General features: G+C 69.9%; 15 protein-coding genes and 1 tRNA gene. 9 read left to right on the forward strand and 7 right to left on the reverse strand.

Features of this window, described 5'->3' with window-relative positions; all coding sequences use genetic code 11:
- On the reverse strand, window positions 1–522 hold a 522-nt coding region (locus tag HUV01_RS03775), incomplete at its 3' end, for an amidase family protein (RefSeq protein WP_254606357.1).
- A 217-nt stretch (window positions 523–739) separates the two neighbouring features.
- On the opposite strand from HUV01_RS03775, the gene HUV01_RS03780 reads away from it, so the two are divergent.
- From HUV01_RS03780 to HUV01_RS03795, 4 genes are all read left to right on the forward strand, one after another.
- Window positions 740–1,330: an FMN-binding negative transcriptional regulator gene (locus HUV01_RS03780; RefSeq protein WP_174296984.1), complete on the forward strand. Its 591-nt coding sequence runs from the start codon at window positions 740–742 to the stop codon at window positions 1,328–1,330.
- A 49-nt stretch (window positions 1,331–1,379) separates the two neighbouring features.
- Window positions 1,380–2,843, forward strand: a complete 1,464-nt coding sequence (locus HUV01_RS03785; protein ID WP_174296985.1) for a PLP-dependent aminotransferase family protein — start codon at window positions 1,380–1,382, stop codon at window positions 2,841–2,843.
- A 152-nt stretch (window positions 2,844–2,995) separates the two neighbouring features.
- Window positions 2,996–5,233: a TonB-dependent receptor gene (locus HUV01_RS03790; RefSeq protein ID WP_254606358.1), complete on the forward strand. Its 2,238-nt coding sequence runs from the start codon at window positions 2,996–2,998 to the stop codon at window positions 5,231–5,233.
- The gene (locus HUV01_RS03795) at window positions 5,220–7,367 is read left to right on the forward strand and encodes a S9 family peptidase (RefSeq protein WP_174296986.1); all 2,148 of its coding nucleotides are present in this window, start codon (window positions 5,220–5,222) and stop codon (window positions 7,365–7,367) included. Before HUV01_RS03790 ends, HUV01_RS03795 begins: the two co-directional genes overlap by 14 nt.
- Before the next feature lie 442 nt (window positions 7,368–7,809).
- On the opposite strand, the gene HUV01_RS03800 is transcribed toward HUV01_RS03795, so the two are convergent.
- Both HUV01_RS03800 and HUV01_RS15075 read right to left on the reverse strand, forming a co-directional pair.
- Complete coding sequence (locus tag HUV01_RS03800; RefSeq protein WP_174296987.1) at window positions 7,810–9,582, reverse strand: TonB-dependent receptor domain-containing protein; 1,773 nt, start codon at window positions 9,580–9,582, stop codon at window positions 7,810–7,812.
- Between the two features lie 32 nt (window positions 9,583–9,614).
- Window positions 9,615–10,106, reverse strand: coding sequence for a hypothetical protein (locus HUV01_RS15075; protein ID WP_254606359.1), 492 nt, complete (start codon window positions 10,104–10,106; stop codon window positions 9,615–9,617).
- On the opposite strand from HUV01_RS15075, the gene HUV01_RS03805 reads away from it, so the two are divergent.
- Entirely contained in the window at window positions 10,044–10,766 is a 723-nt protein-coding gene (locus tag HUV01_RS03805) for an aldo/keto reductase (RefSeq protein ID WP_254606363.1), read from the forward strand. The two genes, HUV01_RS15075 and HUV01_RS03805, sit on opposite strands and share 63 nt — an antisense overlap.
- 114 nt (window positions 10,767–10,880) lie before the next feature.
- On the opposite strand, the gene HUV01_RS03810 is transcribed toward HUV01_RS03805, so the two are convergent.
- Window positions 10,881–13,289: a putative bifunctional diguanylate cyclase/phosphodiesterase gene (locus HUV01_RS03810; RefSeq protein ID WP_254606360.1), complete on the reverse strand. Its 2,409-nt coding sequence runs from the start codon at window positions 13,287–13,289 to the stop codon at window positions 10,881–10,883.
- The gene (locus HUV01_RS03815; protein WP_254606361.1) at window positions 13,286–13,918 is read right to left on the reverse strand and encodes a methylamine utilization protein; all 633 of its coding nucleotides are present in this window, start codon (window positions 13,916–13,918) and stop codon (window positions 13,286–13,288) included. The genes HUV01_RS03810 and HUV01_RS03815 overlap by 4 nt, the downstream gene beginning before the upstream one ends.
- A 108-nt stretch (window positions 13,919–14,026) precedes the next feature.
- Here HUV01_RS03815 and HUV01_RS03820 point away from each other — a divergent pair, with 108 nt between their 5' ends.
- The 3 genes from HUV01_RS03820 (at window position 14,027) to HUV01_RS03830 (ending at window position 15,691) form a co-directional block, all read left to right on the forward strand.
- Window positions 14,027–14,905 (forward strand): DUF3034 family protein, encoded by an 879-nt coding sequence (locus HUV01_RS03820; RefSeq protein ID WP_174296988.1) that lies wholly within the window; start codon window positions 14,027–14,029, stop codon window positions 14,903–14,905.
- Between the two features lie 13 nt (window positions 14,906–14,918).
- Window positions 14,919–15,404 carry a group I truncated hemoglobin gene (locus tag HUV01_RS03825; protein ID WP_174296989.1) on the forward strand — a complete coding sequence of 162 codons (486 nt, stop codon included), beginning with the start codon at window positions 14,919–14,921 and terminating at the stop codon, window positions 15,402–15,404.
- A gap of 71 nt (window positions 15,405–15,475) precedes the next feature.
- Window positions 15,476–15,691: a hypothetical protein gene (locus HUV01_RS03830; protein WP_254606362.1), complete on the forward strand. Its 216-nt coding sequence runs from the start codon at window positions 15,476–15,478 to the stop codon at window positions 15,689–15,691.
- Between the two features lie 6 nt (window positions 15,692–15,697).
- On the opposite strand, the gene HUV01_RS03835 is transcribed toward HUV01_RS03830, so the two are convergent.
- Window positions 15,698–16,096 (reverse strand): hypothetical protein, encoded by a 399-nt coding sequence (locus HUV01_RS03835; protein ID WP_174296990.1) that lies wholly within the window; start codon window positions 16,094–16,096, stop codon window positions 15,698–15,700.
- Window positions 16,097–16,110: 14 nt separating this feature from the next.
- Entirely contained in the window at window positions 16,111–16,698 is a 588-nt protein-coding gene (locus HUV01_RS03840; protein WP_174296991.1) for a hypothetical protein, read from the reverse strand.
- Between the two features lie 150 nt (window positions 16,699–16,848).
- Here HUV01_RS03840 and HUV01_RS03845 point away from each other — a divergent pair.
- Window positions 16,849–16,932, forward strand: a tRNA-Tyr gene (locus tag HUV01_RS03845).
- Window positions 16,933–16,934 lie beyond the last annotated feature (2 nt).

The following is a 16,934-nucleotide window of genomic DNA, read 5'->3' on the forward strand; positions in this document are numbered from 1 at the left end:
GCTCGCGTGGGCGAGCGGCACCATGCCCGCCGCGACCGCGACCGCCGCGCCGGTGCTCGACCCGCCCGCGCTCGCGTCCGCGTTCCATGGGTTCAGGACCGCTCCGCCCAGCAGCGGCTCCCCGCTCACCAGCAGGCCGAACTCGGGCATCGCGGACATGCCGACGGGCACCAGCCCGGCATCGTCGAATCGTTGCGCGATAGGCCAGGCGCGGTTCGCGACGACCCCGGCGCGCGATCGCGAGCACGAGGTCTGCGGAAAGCCGGGGTAGGCGAGCGACGCCTTGAGAAGATAGGGCACGCCAGCCATCGGCGCGGCGGCATCGACCTCACCCACGGCGCGCCGGGCATGATCGAACGCGCGGGTCGACACGGCGTTGAGCGTCCCGTCGGCGTCCTCGATCCGGAGGATCGCCGCTTCCACCAGCTCGTCGGACGAGACCTCGCCGCCCGCGACCAGCGCGGCCTGCGCGTGCGCGTCGCGCCGGCCGATCGACCAGGCATCGTCCAGCGTGATCGGCACTCGGCGCTCTCCTGTTCGTCCGATCCCGAGCTTGGCACGTTCGGCCGGTGCGGACACCTCCAAATCGGCGGAACGGGCGGGACCAGGCGTCGGCGGCATGCCTGCTGGACCTGCCGACTTCTGCGTGTTGGCGCTTGCGAGGCGCGGGGGACGACGGCACCTCGTCGGCCATGAGTGGAACCAGGAGCGCCGTCGGCATGGAGAAGGGCCGCACCGCATGACCGATGCGTTCACACGTTTCGACGATGCGGACGTCCGCGATCTGGTAGCAGAGTTCCCGCTCGCCTGGGTCGCGGCACGCGATCCGGGAAGCTCGCCGGGCGAGGCGAGCCTGCTGCCGTTGCTGGGCGAATACGACGCGACGGGCCGGCTCGTCGCGCTCCTTGGCCATCTTGGCCGCCACAACCCGCTCCACGCGCGGCTGGCCGCGAGCCCGGGGGCGACGATCCTGTTCAACGGGCCGCACGGCTATATCTCGCCCGCGCAGGCCCGGCTGCGCGACTGGGGGCCGACGTGGAACTACGCGCAGCTCGCCATCGCGGCCGACATCGTGTTCGAGCCGGACGGCGCGCACGAGGCGATCGCCGCGCTCGTGGACGCGATGGAGGGGGATGGCTGGTCGAGCGCCGAGCTGGGCGACCGCTACGCCGGCATGGCGGGCGCGATCGTCGCGTTCCGCGCGCGCGTCACCGCGGTCACCGGGCGCTTCAAGCTGGGACAGGACGAAGGACGACCGGTCTTCGACGCGATCGTCCGCAATCATCCCGACGCGGCGTTGGTGCGCTGGATGCGGCGGTTCGATCGCTGACGGATCGGCCCCTTGCGGCGGACCGTCGGGACGCGGCACAACGGCATCCATGCTGCGGCCCTGGAAACTGACGCTGGCGGGCATCGATCCGGCCCGCGCGATGCCGCTGTACCTCCAGATCGTCCACGCGGTGATCCACGAGATCGAGCGCGGCCGGCTGCCGCCCGGCGCCTTCCTGCCGAGCAGTCGCGCGCTCGCCGCCTTGCTGGGCGTCAACCGCAAGACGGTGGTGCTCGCCTATGAGGACCTGATCGCGCAAGGATGGCTCGACGCGCAGGGTACGCGCGGCACGGTGGTGAGCGAAGGTTTCGCCCAGGGGCGTCGTCCGGTCGTGCCGCCCGTCGTCGATCCGGTGTGCGAGCCCGTCTATCGCTTCCGCGCGCCGCCCGGCCGGCCGCTCGCGCTGGCGGACGCGGCGGGCATGAAGCTCGACGAGGGCGCGCCCGACGGGCGGCTGTTCCCGCCCGACATACTCGCTCGCGCCTATCGCGCCGCCGTGCGGCGGGCGAGCCGCGAGAACCGGATGCAGTATCGCGACCCCCGCGGGCTGCCCCGGCTGCGCGAGGCGGTGGCGGCGATGCTGCGCGGCGAGCGCGGGCTGGCAGTGAAAACGGACGAGGTATGCATCACGCGCGGCAGCCAGAACGGCATCTATCTCGCCGCGCGCACGCTGCTGCGGCCCGGCGACGCGGTGATCGTCGAGGAGCTGACCTATGAGCCGGCGGTGGCCGTCATGCACGACCTTGGCGCCACCGTGGTCCCCGTGCCGCTCGACGCGCACGGGATCGACGTCGAGGCGGTAGAGCGCGCCTGTCGCACCGATCGCGTCCGCGCGGTGTTCCTGACGCCGCATCACCAGTTCCCGACCACCGTATCGCTGCGCCCGGAGCGGCGATTGCGGTTGCTGAGCCTCGCGCGCCAGTTCGGCTTCGCGGTGATCGAGGACGATTACGATCATGAGTTCCATTTCGAGTCGCAGCCGCTGCTGCCGCTCGCGAGCTATGCGCCCGACCGGGTGATCTACGTCGGCTCGCTGTCCAAGCTGCTGCTGCCGGCGCTCCGGATCGGCTACATCGTCGCGCCGCGCCCGGTGATCGACGCGGTCGCGCACGCGGTGTCGCTGACGGACGGCATGGGCAATACCCTGACCGAGGATGCCGCGGCCGAACTGATGGTGGAGGGCGAGCTGCGCCGCCACGCCCGCCGCGCGACGCAGGTCTATGCCACGCGGCGCGAGGCGTTCGCGGCCAAGCTGACGGCGAGGTTCGGCGGCGACATCGCCTATGACGTGCCGCAGGGCGGCCTCGCCTTCTGGCTGCGCTTCACCGATCCCGCGATGCTCGACCGGATCGAGGGGCATGTGGCGCAGCACGGATTGCGGCTCGCGTCGTCCGCGTCGTTCGCGGTGACGCCGGCCGCTCCGCGCGGGCTGCGGCTCGGCTTTGCGAGCCTGTCGGACGCGGAAGCCGATCGGGCGCTGGCCGCGCTGGCGCGGGCGAGCCTTCCCCACTGAACGCGGGCGCGCGGCACTGGTCCCGTCGCTATCGCCAATCTGGATGTTTTGGCGGACCCAGGGCGATCGGATCGTCAGCCGGAACACGGCCGGCGCGAGCCCGTGACGAGAATGGGAGGCGGTGCGGGCGCTGCACTAGGGAAGGGTCGGGCATGAACATTCGTCTTCTGGGCACCACGGCGCTGGCCCCCGTCATGCTGGCAGCGGCCGGCCTGCTGGCGACGGCCACGCCGGCCATGGCGCAGGATCAGGCCTCCGCCGCCGCCACCGCCCCGGACGCACCCGTCGCGACCACGCCCGTCACCGACAGCTCGCCCGACGTGATCGTCACCGCCACCAAGCGCAACGAGGCGTTGCGCGACCTGGCGCTGCCGATCAGCGCGGTCACGGGCGACCAGCTCGCCAAGGCCAACGCGAACAGCCTCGCCGACTACATCACCCGCCTGCCGGGCGTGGTGTTCAACGACTATCAGCCCGGCATCTCGGAGGTGGTGATCCGCGGCGTCGCCGCGACCACCTACCACGAGCAGGGCCAGACCACCGTCGGCTATTACCTCAACGAGATCCCGCTGGAGGAGCCCGGTTTTCCCATCGTCATTCCCGACGTCGACACGTTCGACATCGACCGGGTGGAGGTGCTGCGCGGCCCGCAGGGCACGCTGTTCGGCTCGTCGACGCTCGGCGGCCTCGTCAACTATGTGGTCAGGACGGCGGACCCCACGGGCGTTCACGCCGCCGCCGAGGGACTGGTCGGCTCGACCGTCAACAGCCACCGGCCCGATTACGCCGGCAAGCTGTTGGTCAATCTGCCGATCGTCGCAGACAAGCTGGCCGTGCGCGTCATGGGGCTGCAGCGTTTCGACGCCGGCTATCTCGACAATGCGGGCACGGGACGCACGGGCGTCAACAACGTGCGCACGCGGGGCCTGCGGGGTTCGATCGTGTTCCAGCCGGTCGGCGGGACCAAGATCACCTATCTGTCGACGTACCAGGACACGAAGCTCGACGACCAGACGTATCTCACCTCCGCCACCCAGCTGACCCGCGTGACGCAGCGGCCCGAGCCGCAGTCCACCAGCTTCTTCCTGAACAGCCTCCGGCTCGACCAGGAGCTGGGCTTCGCGACCTTCACCGCGTTCGGCTCGGTCGACGAGAAGCACAACCGCACGCAGTTCAACTATCCCTACGGTTTCGTCACCGGCGTCGTGACCGGTCCGAACACGGCGCAGGACTTCGGCGTCGCCTCCGCGAACATCAAGCAGGTGGAGGGACGGCTGGCGTCGGCCGGCGCGGGAGCCTTTCGCTGGCTGGTGGGCGTCAGCTATCTCCACGCCACCAAGACGAGCTACGACCAGATCATCGAACCGGGCGCGCAGGCGATCGTGGGCGCGACGCTGGCGCCGGGCGATCGCATCTATGGCTATGTGTCCGATTCGCTCAACGAGGATTTCGGGGTGTTCGGCGAGCTCTCGTGGCGCCCCGTGCAGCAGTTCGAGGTGACCGCCGGCGGCCGCTACTACAAGACGCGGGCGCAGGCGAGCGTGCTCAACCAGCCAGGGTATCTGTCGGGCAGCGCGACGGGCTCGTCGGGCACGATCGATCAGCGCGAGGACGGGTTCACGCCCAAGGCGACGATCTCGTTCCGTCCGGTCCAGGGCTTCCTCGCCTATATGACCTATTCGCGCGGCTTCCGCGTCGGCGGGATCAACCCCAACGCCGGCTTTCTCGCAGCCATCCCGGCGAACTACCAGAGCGACAAGGTCGACAACTACGAGGCCGGCGTGAAGTTCGACGCCTTCGGCAAGCGGCTGCTGATCGACGCGGACGTCTTCTCGATCGACTGGCACAACATCCAGGCACGTCTGTTCGGGCCGTCGCCGACCTTCTTCTCCTATGTCAGCAACGCCGGCTCGGCCAATATCGGCGGCGTCGAGTTCTCCGGCACGCTCAGGATCGCCCGGCCGCTGACATTCAGTTCCAACGCCACCTACGAGGACGCGAGCCTCACGGCGTTCCTGCCGGACACCTTAGCCATCGGCGGCGGCTACCAGCCGGGCACGCGGCTGCCGGGTTCGTCCAGATGGTCGGTCGCGAACAACCTGATCCTCGACCTTCGGCAGCTTGCGTTCGCACCGACCTTCGAGCTTGCCCACCGCTATCTTTCGACCGCGCCGGTCGCGTTCGGCAATCCCAACCTGCGCGGCGGGTTCAGCCTCTTCGACGCGCGCCTGTCGGTGACGGTCATGGAGCGGGTGCGGCTGATGGGTTTCGTCAACAATTTCCTCGACAAGCGCGGGATCCTCAACGCGCCCTTCACCGCCCAGACCGCGCCCGCCTATTCGGTCACGCGCCCGCGAACCTTCGGCCTGCGGGTCGATGCAGGCTTCTGACGTCCGTCGCGCGCTCGCCGCGGCGGCGCTGACGACGCTCGCGGTGCCGGCGTTCGCTCAGCAGGCCATGTCGGGCGCCGACACGGGCGGCCCGATCTCGCCGGAAGACATCATGCGGCTGCATGACATGCGCGAGGTGCAGATGTCGCCCGACGGGAAGACGGTCCTCTTCACCGTCACCGCGCAGATGGCGACCTTCGGCAGCCCCGAATCGACGATCTGGCAGGTATCGGCCGACGGGCGCACGCCGGCCCGCGTGTTCGTCGCCGGCAAGGGAGTGGACGACCACCCCCGCTGGTCGCCCGATGGTCGATCGGTCGCATTCCTGTCCCGGCGCGACGCGCCGACGCCATCCGAAGCGGCGCCTGCTTCCGCAAAGCCGAGTCCGGCCGCCGACACCGGCACCCGACCGAGCGCGCCGGCCGACGCGACGCCGGTCGCCAGGACCGGGTCGGATGCACCCGGTCGCCAGCTCTGGCTTGTGGCGCGCGACGGCAGGAGCCCGACCCGTCTGACGAAGCTGGCGGGCGACGTCGCCGACTTCGCCTGGTCGCCCGATGGTCGTCGCCTCGCCTACCTCGCCGCCGATCCCGACACGCCTTCGGAGCGGGCCGACAGGCTGGCCAGGCGCGACGCGGTGGTGGTCGACGCGCCGGGCCACGTCACCCGCCTGTGGATGCTGGACGTGGCGAGCCGCGCGACGCGCGTCGCTTCTCCCGCCGGGATCGACGTCGGTGCGCTGGCCTGGTCGCCCGACGGCTCGCGGCTGGCCGTGAAGATCGCCGACACGGCGTCGATCAACGACCTGTTCTATCACTCGCGCGTCGCGCTGCTGGATCCGACCAGAGGCACGCTCGGCCCCGCGCTGATCGACCATGTCGCCGAGGAGCCCCGCTGGTCGCCAGACGGGCGCGCGTTGCTCGCCGAGGTGATCCGTACGCCCGGCTTCATCGGCCTCGGCCTGCGCATCCACGACCTCGCGAGCGGCGCGACCCGCGCCGTGGCGGACGATCATCCAGGGCTGCTGAGCCATGCCCGCTGGTCCGCCGACGGGCGCTCGATCGAGGCGCTGTCGTTCGAGCGGACGCGCTCGCGCCTTGTGCAGGTGAATGCGAGCGACGGCGCGGTGACGCGCGTCGCCGATCTCGATGGCGAGGCCGACGACCTGTCGACCAGCCGCGACGGACGCCGGGTCGCGGTGGCGCTCTCCGGTCCGGATCGACCAGCCGACGTCTGGACGGTCGATGACGGCCACCCAAGAGCGATCACGCGGATCAACCCCGTGGTCGCGAGCTGGCGCCTGGGACGGGTACGCGAGATCGCGTGGACGAGCAGCCGCGACGGGATGCCCGTATACGGAGTGCTGGTGACGCCGCCCGGCTATCGTGACGGAACGCCGCTGCCGACGATCGTCCAGGGTCATGGCGGGCCGGAATGGGCCTGGTGGTCGGGATGGCTGGGAAGCTGGCACGAGTGGGCGCAGATGCTCGCGACGCACGGCTATGCGGTGCTGCTGCCCAATCCGCGCGGCTCGGACGGGCAGGGCACCGGCTTCGCGCGCGCGGTCGGGAGCGACTGGGGCGGGGATGACTATCGGGACGTGCTCGACGGCGTCGATCGGCTGGTGGCGCAGAAGATCGCGGACCCCGCCAGACTGGGCATCGGAGGGTGGAGCTATGGCGGGTTCCTCGCCGCCTGGGCGGTGACGCACCCCGATCCGGTGAAGGGCGACCGCTTCCGGGCCGCGGTCGTCGGGGCGGGGCCGTCGGACATGGCCGCGATGGCGCGCATCACCGACACGCCCGATTTCCCGCTCGGCTATTTCGGCGAGCCGCAAGCGCATCTCGGCGATCTCGACCGCGTCTCGTCGGCGCGGCTGCTGGACCGCGTGACGACACCGGTGCTGGTCCTGCACGGCGCCGACGACACGCGTGTCCCGGCCACGCTCGGCCTGGAGTTCTTTCGCGGCCTTCGTCTGCTCGGCAAGCCGGCGACCATGGTCCGCTATCCGCGCGAGCCGCACTGGTTCCACGAACCCGAACACCAACGTGACGTGCAGCAGCGGGTACTCGACTGGTTCGACGCCGCCCTCCGATCCGATGCACGCCCATCGCCGGCCAGGTCGCCCGGATAACCCCGCCGCGCGGCGGGCGAGGCTTGCGTCGTAACTAGCAGCGGAAACCCGTCCACCAAGCTGACATGGTCGCCCGGTCGCGAAAACCGGGGATCGATGGCTCTTCGGCTGGCGTTAGGCTGATATCCAAGCTGGACCGTCGGACCAAGAGTGTCGGAAAGAACGGCGTTCGCGGCTTCGTCCGCTACTTGTACGGCTGCCGTATCCCGCCACACCGTCGCTTCGATCACAGGAGCATCGGCGCCGGGAGTGGTGAAGCGACACTCGCCAGATGATCCAGAGATCGCGAGCCCGGTCGGCGTCGGGGTGACGCTCACCGCAAGGCCGGATCGTCGCGACGGCTCCTACATATGACTGGCACCGCTTCCACGGCAGATCACATCACTGCACACCCACCAGCCGCCGCGGTCAGCGGCGTTTAGCGCGTCTGACCTAGATATCATCAATAAGTGAACGATACGCGCGCACCATAGGTCCGCGGGTTGGCGGACAGCAACTCGATCAGGTTGCCGAAATTACCGCCACCGGTATAATACCGGTCGTTCTCCAGGTTGCGAACGAACGCGGCGATCGAATACTGTCCCTGCCGCGGCGCGAGGATCAGTTGCAGGTTGGTCTGCGTGTTCGCCTGCTGGTATTCCGGCCGGACGTAATCGAAAGCGACATAACGACCGCTGCGGAATTGGGTATCGACCTGCGCCTCCAGCTTGTACGCGCCGACGAGGAAGGCGTGATTGAGCCCGAGGTCAATCGTCCATTTGGGCGAATTGAATGCCTGCTTGCCCGAGCAGTTGACGCTGGCCAGCGTCGCGCTCGCCAGCGTTACCGGGCAACCGGTCAGCGGCAGCACGCCCGCCGTCACCGGCACCTGGAACAGGAACGACTTGTACTTGGCGTCCAGATACTGGAAGTTGGTGGTAAAGGTGGTGTTCGCGTCAAGTGCGAAGCGACCCGACACTTCGACGCCCCTGTTCGTCGAGCGCCCGACATTCTGCGTGAAATTGCCCGTCTGCCCGGCCAGATCGACGCCCAGATGCGAGACCTGCTGGTTGCGATACTGCCACCAGAAACCTTCCGCATTGATCTCGACCCGGTTGTCGAAGAAGCGGTTCTTGAGCCCGACCGTGTAAGCGGTGATATACTCGGGCTGGTAGGTCTGGTAGCCGTTCGAAAGTGAGAAGCCGCCCGCGCGGAATCCCGTCTCGACGCTGGCATAGGCGAGCGAGCGGGGAGCAAGATCGAACTCCGCCGCCGCGCGCCAGGTGATGCGCTTGTTGCTCAGCGACTGGTCGACCGCGACATCGCCGCGCGATACGATCGCGCCCGTGCCGATGATCGGCGCGACCCCGCCGCTCATCGCGGGTACCGGCAGCGGTTGACCCGCCGCGGTCAGCGCGAAGGGGAACAGCGGGGCGGTGGGGCAGGTCGGCACGCCTGCGACGACGCGCGTGCACACCACCGTCAGCCGCTCCGACAGGCCATCGAACCGCTTCTCACTGTCCGTATAGCGTATGCCGCCCACGAGTCGGAACGGGTCGGCGAGGTGCAGCGTGAAGCGGCCGGACGCGGCATAGTTGTTCGTCGCGCTGCGATAATCCTGGTACGCGGCCAGGAACTGCTGATCGACGGTGAAATGTCCGTTGTCGATCTCATGGAACCAGATCGCGCCCAGCGTATATTCCAACGGGCCAATCTGCTTGCCGACGAATCGCGCCTCGACGCTCGCCTGATTGTCGCGTTCGGGGGTCGGGCCGGTGATGAACCCGGGCGCGGCGGTGAGATTGCTTATGTAATTGCGCCGGAACGCAGGAATGATCGTCAGCTTGCCCAGCCCGGTCGCGATGTTGACCTCCGCGTTGAGGCCGTAGAGATCGCTGTCCTGGTAGGGGCGCTGGACGAGCGGACCGAACAGGCGACCCGCGGGTCCGGCGACCTGCGACTGAAGCAGCGCCTGCGCGCGCGGATCGTACAGGCCTGTCGAATCGGGTAGTCGGGTCGAAGGGAAGCTATAGCTGGCCGTCGTACGGCTATAGATCGCAAAATTGGTGTAGCTCGCGCCCGCGCCGACACCGCCGATATGCGCGAAGTCTCCCGCAAGGCGCAGGTTGATCTCGGGCGTGATGTCCATCAGCAACTGCGCGCGCGCGGCGCGCTGCTTCTGGTCGCTGGTGCCGTCGGACAGGAACCCGTCATGGCCAAGCACGTTGCCGGACACGCGTAGTGCGGCGTTCGCGCCGATCGGCAGATTCAGGCCGCCCTCGACGATATAGGTATTGTAGTTGCCGTAGGTCCCGATGGCATAGCCGCCCAGGTGACCGAGCTGCGGCTTGGCCGGAATGACATTGATCGCCCCGCCAGTGGCGTTGATGCCGTACAGCGTTCCCTGCGGCCCCTTGGTACCTCCACCCGCTCAAGATCGTAGAGCGGGCCGACGGTGGCCCCAGGGCGACCGATATAGACCGAGTCCTGGTTGAAGGCCACCGCCGGATCCGCGTACGGGGTGACGGTGAAGTTGCCGACGCCGCGCAGGAAGTAGTTGGTGCCCGACACGGTCAGCCCGGGACTGAGAAAGCCCAGCTGGCTGGTGTCGGTGATGCCGTTGGCGACCAGGCTGCTGCCCGAGGCCCCGCCGAGTGCGAGCGGAGCGTTCGCGACGCGATCGACGTCGGCTACCGGCTGCTCGACACCGCCGCCTCCTACGGCAACGAGGAAGCGGTCGGGAACGCGATCCGCGATCACGGGATCGACCGCGGCGAGCTGTTCGTCACCACCAAGCTATGGGTGCAGGACGCGAGCTACGAGGACGCCAAAGCGGCGTTCGAACGATCCATGGACAAGCTCCGGCTCGACTATCTCGACGTGTACCTGATCCACCAGCCCTATGGCGACGTCTACGGCGCCTGGCGGGCGATGGAGGAGTTGCACCGCGCAGGACGCATCCGCGCGATCGGCGTCAGCAACTTCCACCCCGACCGCCTGGTGGATTTCGTACTCCACAACGGGACCGTGCCGGCGGTGAACCAGATCGAGACCCACCCCTTCCACCAGCAGGTCGACGCGCAGGCAATCCTGGCGGAGTACGGGATCCAGCCCGACGCATGGGGACCGTTCGCCGAGGGCAGGAACGGGCTGTTCGGCAACGACGTGCTCCAGTCGGTCGCGGGCAAGCACGGCAGGAGCGTCGCGCAGGTCGTCCTGCGCTGGCTCACCGGGAGGGGCATCGTCGCCATCCCGAAGTCGGTGCGCAAGGAACGCATGGCCGAGAACTTCGCGATCCTCGACTTCGACCTCGATCAGCGCGACCTAGCCGCCATCGCCACGCTCGACCGGAAGGCCAGCAGCTTCTTCGACCATCGCGACCCGGCGATGGTGAAGGCGCTCGGCACGCGAAAGCTCTGAACAGGATCGGGCTCGTCCGACCTTCGAGAACCCCGACGACCCGCGTCGATCGCCGTTTCCCGTTCGTGGACGCGCGATGCGCGACGCCCTGCGTCCTGCGTCCTGCGCCCGACGCTACGCCGCGATCGCGATCGCGGCCGGTCTGCGCAGCAGCGCCGCCACCGCGCTGCCCTCGACCGGCCGGCTGAAGAAATAGCCCTGGATGCTGCCGCAGCCCTGGCCGACCAGACACGCAAGCTGGTCGCCGTCCTCCACGCCCTCCGCCGTGGTGTCCATGTGCAGGGCGGTCGCGAGATCGACGATGGCGTGGACGATGGCGGCGCTGCTGGTGTCGCTTGCGACGCCGGTCACGAACGAGCGGTCGATCTTGATCTTGTCGAACGGGAAGCTGCGCAGGTAGCTGAGCGAGGAATAACCGGTGCCGAAATCGTCCAGCGCCACCCGGATGCCCATCTCGCGCAGGCCATGCAGCACCGCGAGCACGTTCGCCTCCCCGTCCAGGAACACCGTCTCGGTGATCTCGACCTCCAGCCGGCCGGGCGTCAGGCCCGCGCGCGCGAGCGCCTGAAGCACCACCGCCTTGAAGCCGGGGTTACGGAACTGGAGCGGCGAGACGTTGACGGCGACCCGTACATGCTCGGGCCATGCCGCGGCCTGGCGACACGCCTCGTGCATCACCCATTCGCCGATCGCCACGATCAGCCCGGTTTCCTCGGCGACGGGGATGAACTCGGCCGGCCCCACCTCGCCGCGCAACGGGTGCGCCCAGCGCAGCAGCGCCTCGAACCCGCCGATCCGGTCCGCCTTCAGGTCGAAGATCGGCTGGAAGTTCAGGCGGAACTGCCCGTCGTGCAACGCCGCGTGCAGGTCCAGTTCCAGTTGCCGCCGCCTGCGCGCCGCCGCGTCGAGCGCGGGCTCGAAGAAGCGGAACAGGCCGCGTCCGTCATGCTTGGCGCGGTACAACGCAAGGTCGGCGTTCTTGAGCAGCTGGTCTGGATCCGCACCGTCGGCGGGACCGATGGCGATGCCGATGCTCGCGCCGCTGATCAGCCGATGCCCCGCGACCTCGACCGGCCGGTCGGTCCGGTCGACGATCGCCTGCGCCAGCGATCGCGGCCGGTCGGGATCGGAGCCGCCAGCGAGGACGATCGCGAACTCGTCGCCGCCCAGCCGCGCTACCAGCGCATCGGGGGCAAGCTCGACCAGGGTGGCGGCGATCCGGCGCAGCAACGAGTCTCCGACCGGGTGGCCGAGCGTGTCGTTGACGCTCTTGAACCCGTCGAGATCGAGGCACAGCACCGCGACCGTGCCGCCCGACCTGGGCAGTTGTGCAAGTTCCCGATCGAGGGACTCCCGGAAATAGCTCCGATTGGGAAGGCCGGTCAGCGAATCGTGGAAGGCGAGATGGGCGATGCGGTGCTCGCGCTCCACGATGCCCGCCGACATCCGGTTGAAGCTCCGCGCGAGCCGGCCGATCTCGTCGTCGCCGACCACGGCGACCTCGGTCCGCGCGCCCTCCTCCAGCGCGCGCGCGGCGCGGTCGAGCGCGGCGATCGGACTGGCGATGCCCCGCGCCAGCCGCGCGCTGGCCAGCAGCATCGCGACGACCCCGATCAGCCCGGCGATGCCGATGCCCATCAGAAGCGGCCGGTACGGCGCCAGCGCGGCGGCAAGGGGATAGCTGACCAGCAGCGCCGCGGCGGTACGCCCGTCCGCGCCGGCCAGCGGCTTCACGAGCGCGAACGACGTGCCCGACGGCAGCGCCAGCGTCTCCAGCTTCCGCTGGGTATGGGAGGCGGCGACCAGCGCGTCGAGCGCCGGATCGGGGTGCAGCGTGCCGTTGGTCGCGACCCAATGGCCGGCGGAGTCGCGGTGGAGCATCGTCGCGGTGAGCGGAATGGCGGACAGGCGCTCGAGGGATCGCATCTCGGCGGAGTCGAGGGGCAGGGCGAAGACCACCCAGCCGATCCGCATCGGCGCCAGGATCGGCGATACGATCACCCGGTACACCGTCCGGGCCGACCCGGCTCCCGACACGACCACCGCGTCGTGACGGTCCGGGGGCAACGCCATGGGTAGTCGGGCGACGATGCGCGCGAGCGGCCCGCGCGCGCCGATCACGTCTCCCTGCTGCTCCACCACCATCGCCTGCGTCACGCCGGCCCGTGTGCGCAGCGTGGCCAGCGCCGACTCGATCGTCGCCCGGTCGCGGCTCGCGACCGCGGCGCGGAAGCCGAAGTCGCGCGCCAGCACGCCGGCGGTATCGCCCAGGGTCTTGGCCCGGAGCGCCCACAGGCCGTCGTACACGCTGCCGCTCGCCGCCAGCTCCGCCTGGACGGAGGCGCGGGCCGTGACCCGGATCATCGTCTGGGTGGCAAGGCCCAGCACGCCCAGCGCCAGCGTGAACAGCGCCGCATAGAGCACCGCGAGCTTCGCACGGAGCGAGCGGAAGCGCGGCCGGCGCGGCAGGCTGCGGCGGATCGCGACCCACCACGCGGCCCTGGTCGTGGTGGAGGGGCTCACCGGCCGATGGCGACCGTCTTGGCGGTGCCCGACGCGGCCACCACGATCGGCTGGGCCAGCATGTTGTCCGGCCGCGCGATCGCGGTGGACCAGATCGTCAGCCGCGCCGCGCCCGGCGGCACGTCGGTCAGGGTCGCGCGCCCCGCGGCATCGGTCCTGGCGGCATAGGGGCTCGCGGACACGATGATGAAGCCGCTCATCGAATCATGGATGTTGCACCCCAGCGCGACGACGCCCGGCCGGTCGAACACCACGCTCCGCTGCTCCTCGCGGCCGTAGAGCTTCAGGTCGAAACGCTTCGCCCTGGAAAAGGAATAGACGTGGTGGCGGACCGGATCGCGGTTGGGGAACGACACCGCCGCACCGACCGGCACCACGAGCACATGCGGCTGGAAGGCGATCGACCTCTGCTCCATCACATACGGCCCGTGCAGCATCGATGCGGAAATGATCGGGGCATGGCCGGACGTCTCGATCGTCACCGCCGCATCGGCGAGCGGTCGTCCGTCCGGCCCGCGCACGTCGATCGTGACGGTCGCCGCCGCTGCCGCCATCGGTGCGGCAATCCCCGACGTCGCGACGAGGGCGGCCAGGCCCAGGACGGCCGCGCGCGAGAGAGGGACGAGCATCGGGCTGGCGATAGGTCCGACCGGTTGCGGCCGGCTTAACGACGGATTCACGGGTCGGTTACCTTCTTTCCCCTAACGATGGGCGGCACTCCAGAGACCCAGGCCGCCATGCGTTCCTTCCCAGCATCCTGCCTCCTCGCCGGCATCGCCGTGCTGGCGGCGCCGCCCGCCAAGGCGAACGAGCGGCGCGACGGGGGCAAGCTGCTGTTGACCGGCGGCGTGTCCGGCATCGAGGGCGCGGCGGGGGGCGGGCTCGCCAGCTGGGCGGTGATCGCCGGCAGCGAGACGCGCGACGGCACCGGCGGCACCGCCCATGCCACCTATGTGGCGCTGCCCGATTTCTCGCTCGCCTCTCTCGGCGCGGCGATCGGCCTGTTGGACCGCGTCGAGCTGTCCTATGCCTATCAGCGGTTCGACACGCGCGCGGCGGGCGCCACGCTGGGGCTCGGCCGCGGCTTCGCGTTCGGCCAGCATGTCGTCGGCGCCAAGCTGCGGCTGGTGGGCGACGCGGTATGGGACCAGGATACGCCGTTGCCGCAGATCTCGGCCGGCGTGCAGTACAAGCTGGCGGACCAGCGCGCCACCGTCCGCGCCGTCGGCGCGCGCGCGACCCGCGATGCGGACTTCTATCTCGCCGCGACGAAGCTGTGGCTGGCCGGGGGCATGGTGTTCGACGCGACGCTGCGGCTGACGCGCGCGAACCAGTTCGGGTTGCTCGGCTTCGGCGGCGACCGCGAGCGCGCGCGCACCGCACAGGTGGAGGCGTCGGTCGGCAAGCTGCTCGCGCCCAACCTGCTGGTCGGAGCCGAGTACCGCACCCGGCCCGACAATCTGGGCTTCGCGCGCGAGCGTGACGGCTTCGACGTGTTCGCCGCCTGGGCCGCGGGGCGCCACCTGTCGATCACCGCCGCCTATGCGGACCTCGGGCCGATCGCCACCAGGCCCGGGCAGCACGGGCTGTTCCTGTCGCTCCAGGGCGGTTTCTGAAGGAGGTGTCCCGATGTTCCTGTTCGCCATGACGCTGGCGGCCCAGGCCGTTCCTCCGGCCGAGGAGCCAGTCGCCCCCTATGTCCAGGCGGAGGTCAATGCCGGCGCCCGACCGTTTCGCGGACCTGCGATGTGGACCGCGTTCCACGGCCGCACCGGCGTCGCGCATATCGTCGACGACCTCGTCGATCGCGCCATCGCCGACGCCCGCATCGCCGACATCTTCAAGGGACAGGACATGGTCCGGCTGCGGCGGACGCTGAACGAACAGTTCTGCTACATCCTGGGCGGCCCATGCCCCTATACCGGCCGGACGATGCAGGCCGCGCATGCGGACCTCGGCATTCAGGACGCCGACATGGGCGCGCTGGTGGAGGACCTCCAGGCGGCGATGCGGCACGAGCACGTCGGCTTTTCGGCGCAGAACCGGTTCCTCGCGAAGCTCGCGCCGATGCGCCGCACCGTCGTCGGGCAGCGCGGCAGCCACCCGGCGGGCTAGCACCCGTCTTGCGTCGAAGCGTCCCGCGGGCGAAACCGGCATGGGTCGATAGCCGGCCAGGAGAGACGACGATGACCAACGCCCCGCTCGCGCGCCTGCTGGCCGCGTCGTTCGCAACTCTCGGCCTCGCCGTCGCCACGCCCGCGCCGGCCGCGCCGTGCAAGGACGCCAAGGGCAAGTTCGTAAAATGCCCGCCCGCCAAACCGCCTGTCGCTTCCGGCGCCGCGCGCTGCAAGACGAACGGCAAGTTCGCCAAGTGCGGCACGCCCGGCGCCAAGCCGGTCTAGGAGCGCCTAGCGACGAGCCGCATGCGTCTCCGCGCCCGGAGCGGCGGCGGGCGCGTCGCCCTGTTCAGCCACCGGTCCCGCCACCAGTCCCGCCAGCGGCTCGATCCGCTTCACCCAGGCGAGCGCGGCGACGATGATCCCGGCGCCCAGCGCGCCGAAGCCGGTGCCGCTCAGCAGGGCGTAGAACGGCGCGGGTCGCTGGAGCACGATCCAGCCGGCGGTGAACAGCAGCGACAGGCCGGTGACCGTCAGGTCCACCGCCCAGGTCCACGCCGTCGCGCGGCCCGCGTTCAACGACATCCAGATGCGGACCATCAGGCACGCCGACAGCCCCGCGATCATCGACGCGGCCTCGAACCTGTAGCCCAGCGCGGACCACAGCACCGGCTGCGTGGCGGCGCCCATCACCGCTCCTTCCCCTATCGCGTGCACGCGACGCCGACCGCGGCGACGAGGCTCAGCAGCAGCACCGCCGCCGGGCGGCGCAGCGACGGCAGGCTGGCCCACATGTTGACGGGGAACGGCTGCTTGCGCAGCTGTTCCTGCATCGCGGCGTTGGCCAGGATCACCAGCACCATCCAGCCGCCAGCGATCACCAGCGCCGCAGGATCGATCCACCGCTTGGCCATCAGCACGCGCGCGGTGGCGACCGGTTCGGCGGGGTTCCACGCCCACAGGGTCATGGCCTCGGTGCCGCAGCGCAGGCACACCGCGCTTCCCGCCAGCATCCACGCCGCGCGCCAGATCGTCACCGGATGGCGCGGCCGGTCCCGGCGGCGGTTGCGCACGATCGCCTGCGCCATCGACCCCGCGAGCATCAGTCCCAGGCACATGAACGCGGTCATCAGGAACAGGTTGAGCCCGAACAGCTGGCCGTCGCCATCGAAGCTGGTCGGCAGCGCGGACCCCGCGCTGCGCACCATCCGCGCCGCCAGGCTGGTCGCCGCGTCGGCACCGGCGACGGGCTGGTGGACGGGCGGCATCAGCTGGGTCGGCGGCATCGTCATGCATCTGGCTCCGATATCTGTTCCCGATCCGTTCTGCCTGCTGTTCCAACTTGTCCATCCGGTCCGCGTTGACACCGCGGGACGGCTTGGGCATGGGGCCGCTTCGCTTTCGGAGCCGCGCCTCGCTGTGCCGCCTCCGGACGACCCCGCGGAAGGGTGGCCGAGTGGTTAAAGGCAGCAGACTGTAAATCTGCCCGGGTTTCCCGTACGCTGGTTCGAATCCAGCCCCTTCCACC

Source organism: Sphingomonas bacterium (genome assembly GCF_903643035.1).
Taxonomy (GTDB): domain Bacteria; phylum Pseudomonadota; class Alphaproteobacteria; order Sphingomonadales; family Sphingomonadaceae; genus Sphingomonas.

What these genes read in the sequence shown, in the direction of transcription:
- HUV01_RS03780 (WP_174296984.1), top strand. Translation starts at nt 740, where the DNA reads ATGACCGATGCGTTCACACGTTTCGACGATGCGGACGTCCGCGATCTG.
- HUV01_RS03785 (WP_174296985.1), top strand. Translation starts at nt 1,380, where the DNA reads ATGCTGCGGCCCTGGAAACTGACGCTGGCGGGCATCGATCCGGCCCGC.
- HUV01_RS03790 (WP_254606358.1), top strand. Translation starts at nt 2,996, where the DNA reads ATGAACATTCGTCTTCTGGGCACCACGGCGCTGGCCCCCGTCATGCTG.
- HUV01_RS03795 (WP_174296986.1), top strand. Translation starts at nt 5,220, where the DNA reads ATGCAGGCTTCTGACGTCCGTCGCGCGCTCGCCGCGGCGGCGCTGACG.
- HUV01_RS03815 (WP_254606361.1), bottom strand. Translation starts at nt 13,918, where the DNA reads ATGCTCGTCCCTCTCTCGCGCGCGGCCGTCCTGGGCCTGGCCGCCCTC.
- HUV01_RS03820 (WP_174296988.1), top strand. Translation starts at nt 14,027, where the DNA reads ATGCGTTCCTTCCCAGCATCCTGCCTCCTCGCCGGCATCGCCGTGCTG.
- HUV01_RS03825 (WP_174296989.1), top strand. Translation starts at nt 14,919, where the DNA reads ATGTTCCTGTTCGCCATGACGCTGGCGGCCCAGGCCGTTCCTCCGGCC.
- HUV01_RS03830 (WP_254606362.1), top strand. Translation starts at nt 15,476, where the DNA reads ATGACCAACGCCCCGCTCGCGCGCCTGCTGGCCGCGTCGTTCGCAACT.
- HUV01_RS03835 (WP_174296990.1), bottom strand. Translation starts at nt 16,096, where the DNA reads ATGGGCGCCGCCACGCAGCCGGTGCTGTGGTCCGCGCTGGGCTACAGG.
- HUV01_RS03840 (WP_174296991.1), bottom strand. Translation starts at nt 16,698, where the DNA reads ATGACGATGCCGCCGACCCAGCTGATGCCGCCCGTCCACCAGCCCGTC.